General features: G+C 67.7%; 2 protein-coding genes. One reads left to right on the top strand and one right to left on the bottom strand.

The genetic code is table 11. From position 1 onward, the window contains the following. Positions 1-39: 39 nt before the first annotated feature. Entirely contained in the window at positions 40-2,625 is a 2,586-nt protein-coding gene (locus tag HUV06_RS14610) for a TonB-dependent receptor (protein ID WP_254601169.1), read from the bottom strand. Positions 2,626-2,806: 181 nt separating this feature from the next. Between HUV06_RS14610 and HUV06_RS14605 the strand changes: the two genes are divergently transcribed. After that, the gene (locus HUV06_RS14605; RefSeq protein WP_174301981.1) at positions 2,807-4,615 is read left to right on the top strand and encodes an alkaline phosphatase; all 1,809 of its coding nucleotides are present in this window, start codon (positions 2,807-2,809) and stop codon (positions 4,613-4,615) included. Positions 4,616-4,940 lie beyond the last annotated feature (325 nt).

The following is a 4,940-nucleotide window of genomic DNA, read 5'->3' as shown; positions in this document are numbered from 1 at the left end:
TGAGCCGCTGTCGCGACTAGGTGCCGGTCGTCGGCTGGCCTAGTGGTGGATGGAGAAGGCGAAGCCGAACATGCGCGGCTCGCCGGCGATGTAGCTCGGCAGGCCCACGTCCTCGCCCGTATTGCCGGCGTCCTTCAGGTAGTGGGTGTTGGACGCATTGGTGACGAAGGCCTCCAGCCGCCACGGCTGCGCGTCCGGCTGGTAGCGGAAGCGCAGGTCCACCAGGCCGTAGGCGTTCTGGTATTCGTTGAACACCAGCGGGCGGATGAGCGCGCCGGTGAGGAGCGCCGGATTGGCATTGTCGTCGTCGAAGAAGGCCTTGGTGCGATAGACGAAGGTCGGCGTGAACTCGAACACCCCGCCCAGCGCCGGGTAGCGCGCGTCCGCGCCCAGCGAAAACATGTGATCCGGCGTCAGGCGGAAGTGGTTGCCCTTGTAGGCGCCGGAGTCGAAGCGGGCATGCGTGTAGGTGTAGGTGCCGAACAGGTCGAGCAGGCTGTTCAGGCTGTAATTGGCCTGGCCCTCGAAGCCGTAGTCGTCGGCGCTGCCCGCGTTGGTGGTGACGAAGGTGGCGCCCTGCTGCATCTCCGTCTGGAAGTTGCTGTAGGTGTAGTAGAAGCCGGCGCCGTCGAGCTGCAGATGGCGGTCGAACAACAGCGCCTTGGCGCCGCCTTCGTAGTCGTTGACGATCTCGGCCGGCACGCGGGTGAAGTTCGGATCGCCGCCGGGCGTCGAGGGCGAGGTCACCGCCAGCACCTCCGGCCTGCGGCCACGGGCGTAGGTGAAGTAGACGCTGGCGGTGGGGTCCAGCTTGTACAGGGTGTTCAGCCGCCAGCTCAGCCCGTCGTCTGACAGGCTTTGGCCGACGGTGTCCCCGTTGTTGGCGGTAGGGTTGATGGTCGCGCCGAAGTTGGGGAGGTTCGGCGCGCCTGGGGCCAGGGCGTCCAGCTCCAGCGCGCCGTCGGTGGGATCGGTGGGGTCGGCCTGGACGTGCAGCAGTGCGCCGAGCACCGAAGGGGCGCCGAGATTGCGGGCCTCGTAGCTGATGGTCTTGTGCTCGTAGCTGTTGCGCAGGCCGCCCGAAATTTGCCATCGGTCGGTCAGGCGATAGGTGAGGTCGCCATAGACGTCGCCTTCCTCCACCCGGTTGCCGTCGGTGGACTCCTCCTGGTGATCGGTGGAGATGTTGTTGGCGGCGTTCAGGGTGATGGGGGCGAAGCTCGCCGGAAAGCCGAGCAGCTTCAACAGGATGGCATTGGTGGTGTTGACGTTGTCCAGCACGGCCAGCGGGGTGGGGACGGGGTTGGTCCGGTTCAGGGCGCCCGAGACTAGCGCCAGGGCGGTCCGCTCGTCGAGCTCGATGGGCACCTTGTACTTGCCCTGCTCGCCGAAGCCGTTGACGCCGACGAAGCCGGTCAGGCGATGGTCGAGCGCGTCGAAGTTCAGCCGGAACTCCTGGCTGATCTGGTTGTCGTAGGTGTTCTCCGCCGCCGTCAGGGCGGGATAGGAGAAGCCGTCCGGATCGAACACCTCGTCGCTGTCAAAGTGACGGTAGGCGGTGATCGAGGACAGCCGCAGTGCGCCGTTGATCTGGTAGTCGACCAGCGCGGTGCCGCCATAGACGTTGCGGTGCAGCCCCAGCCGGCTGCCTTCCGAGAAGTCGGCGGGCGCCGACAGCGCCGCGCCCGTATAGGGGCTGGTGTTTCCGAGGATCTGCCCGGTTGTGGGATTGGTCGGATAGAAGGTGGCGTTCTTGAACGAGGTGCCGTTGGGCGTGTCGCGCTCATAGTTGAAGATGAAGTCGGTGTTCAGGCCGGCGACCGGCTTCCAGTTCATTGCCATCCTGATCGCGCCGGTGTTCACCGAATTGAAGTCCGGGCCGCCCAGGTCGTTGTTGATATAGCCTTCGCGCACGCGGTAGCGACCGGAGACGCGCACCGCCAGCGTGTCGGCCAGAGGGACGTTCACCATGCCCTCTACGTCGCCGTAGTTGTAGTCGCCCCCCTCCATCCGGGCGTTCCAGTCGAAGCCCTTTTCGCTGGCCTTGTTCTGGATGATGTCGACGGCGCCGATCAGTGCGGAGCGGCCATAGAGGGTGGACTGGGGCCCCTTGTCTACCTCCACCCGCTGCACGTCGAACAGCTCCACGAACGAGCCGCGCGACTTGGAGATGTCGACCCCGTCCTGGAAGATGGAGACGCGCGGCTCGTCGGTGGCGTCGCCCGAGTCGGTGGTGATGCCGCGCATGACGAAGCCCGAGTCGTTGGGCGACTGGTTCTGCACGTAGAAGCCAGGGGTGAACTGCGACAGGTCGTGGAAGTCGCGTACGTTCAGCTTGTCCAGGAACGCGCCGGTATAGGCGGTCATGGTGATCGGCACGTCGATGGCGTTCTGCTGGCGTTTCTGGGCGGTCACCACGACTTCGGAGATTTGGCCCGACGCGATCTGGTTGGTGGTTTCCGCCGGCGGCGGGTTGGCCTGGCCGCGGGTTAGGGCCGGGCTGTTGGCTGAAGCGCCTGGGGCGGAGCCGCCCGTCGCTGGCTGAGCCCAGGCGGCCGCCGAGAGAAGTGCGCTCAGGCCGGCGCCCAACAGCAAGGCGGAACGGGTGGTCCGGTACATACACATGAGATTGCCCCCGCTTCCGCCTAGCGGCGGTTTGCGACAGCTCCGGAAAGCCTGCGCGACGGAACGGTGACGAACCCGTCTGCGGGGGCAGGCGTGGCGAGGGGTCGCATGAGGGGCGGGGCCGCCATCGCCAAACCGTCACGGCCGAACGCTACGCCCGCTCAGGACCAGGAGACTGCACGTGCGCCTTGATCGACGCGACACCCTGAAATGGCTGGGCGCAGGCGCGAGCGTGCCCGTCCTGGCCGCCACGCACCCGGCGGCGGCGCGGGTGACCGTGGTCAGTTTCGACCACGGCGTGGCCAGCGGCGATCCGCTGCAGGACCGGCTGATGATCTGGACGCGCGCCACGCGGGCCGGCGAGGATGCGGCCGGCGTCACGACCCTGCGCTGGGTGGTGGCCGAGGACGAGCAGCTCGACCACGTGGTGGCGCATGGCGAGGTCGCCACAGGTCCGGAGCGCGATCACACGGCCAAGGTCGATGTCGGCGGACTGAAGCCCGGGCGTGACTACTGGTACGCCTTCTACGTCAGCGGGCTTCGCTCTCCCGTCGGTCGCGCCAGGACCCTGCCGACCGGCCACGTGGACGAGCTGGTGATGGCGTTCGTCACCTGCGCGCTCTACCCGAACGGCTACTTCAACGCCTACGACCACGTCGCCAGGTCCGACAAGCTCGACGCGGTGGTGGAGCTCGGCGACTACATCTACGAATACGGCTCCAAGCCCGACGACTACGGCATGGCCAACGGCGAGAAGCTCGGCCGGCGGCCCGAGCCGCCGCACGACCTGGTCAGCCTGGCCGACTACCGCACCCGCTACGCCCAGTACCGCCGTGATCCCGACCTGCAGGCCGCGCATGCGCGCGCGCCCTGGATCTGCGTGTGGGACGACCACGAGGTCTGCAACGACACCTGGAAGGGGGGCGCTGAGAACCACCACGAGAAGACCGAAGGCGCCTTCCAGGACCGCAAGGCCAACGCCATGCGCGCCTATTTCGAGTGGATGCCGATCCGCGAGCCCGCGCCCGGCATGGCGCGGGAGGCCATCTACCGCAACTTCGAGTTCGGCGACCTGGCCAGTCTCACCATGCTGGAGAGCCGGCTGCTGGCCCGCTCCTACCAGCTGGAGTTCGAGCGCGCCGGCGACATCCCCTACGTCCTCTACGACGCCGCCGTGCCCGGCCAGCGCCACCGGGTCACCGATCCCAAGACCATCGCCGCCGTCATGGCCCGCACACCCGAGGGCGGACCGCCGCATGCGCCCTATGTGCTCGGCCCCGACGTGGAGGCGGTGACCCGCTACATCTCCGATCCCAACCGCCAGATGCTCGGCCCCGAGCAGGAGCGCTGGCTGCAGTCGACGCTGGCGGCCTCGGCCCAGGCGGGGCGGCCCTGGCAGGTGGTCGGGAACCAGGTGATCATGGGCCGCGCCCGGTTTCCCAACGTCGCGCCGCTGATCGGAGAGCCCGCGCTCGCCGCCCTGCTGACCAAGCTGCCCGAGTCGCGCCGCAAGGAGGCCGCCGCGTTCGTGGAGCTGTCGCGCTACGACATGCCCTTCGACCTTGACGGCTGGGACGGCTACCCGGCGGCCCGCGCCCGCATGGACGCCATCTTCGCCGGCGCTGGCGGCGGCAACGCCATCGTGGTCTCCGGCGACAGCCACGCCTTCTGGGTCAACCAGCTGCACGACGCAGGCGGCGCCCAGCGGGTGGCGCTGGAGTTCGGGACCAGCGCCATCACCAGCCCCTCCATCGGCGACGGCGCCGGCGGCTTCCAGCTCGGCCCGGTGTTCATGCGACAAAATCCGGAGGTGAGCTTCTGCGACCAGCTTGCCAAGGGTTATGTCCGCCTGACCCTGCGCCACGACCAGGCCATCGGCGAACTGGTGCAGGTCCAGATCGACGCCAAACCCTATGTGGCGAGCGTGCTCGGAACCTGGCGGCTCCGGCCGACCTCCGGCGTCGGGGTGGGACCTGTCGAGCGTGCGTGATCGACAGGACCTGCAGGCCAGGACGACCAGACGACTGCTGCGCGATTAGACACCAGGCAAAGCGCAGGAGATCCTCAGTCCGGGTAAGGATCATCCTTTCCTTACCGGGATGCAGAGCTCACCCTGCCCACGATGTCTGCAAGGGGGCGCATCGTGGAAGTCCAGACTAGCCAGCTTCTCAGGGGCCGCCTCCCGGCGACTGTGCCCCTCCAGAAAAACAAACCGCCAGATTGCCGCCTTGCTTCCCGTGGACGAACCGCGTGCTGGCGGAGCCCTGGGTCTGGGTCAGCCGGTGCAGGGCGTCGTAGCTCAGCCCCACGTTCAA

The organism is Caulobacter sp. S45, from assembly GCF_903642205.1.
GTDB lineage: Bacteria > Pseudomonadota > Alphaproteobacteria > Caulobacterales > Caulobacteraceae > CAHJWH01.
Note: the sequence above shows the minus strand (reverse complement) of the source record. Positions and strands in the feature narration are given on the sequence as shown.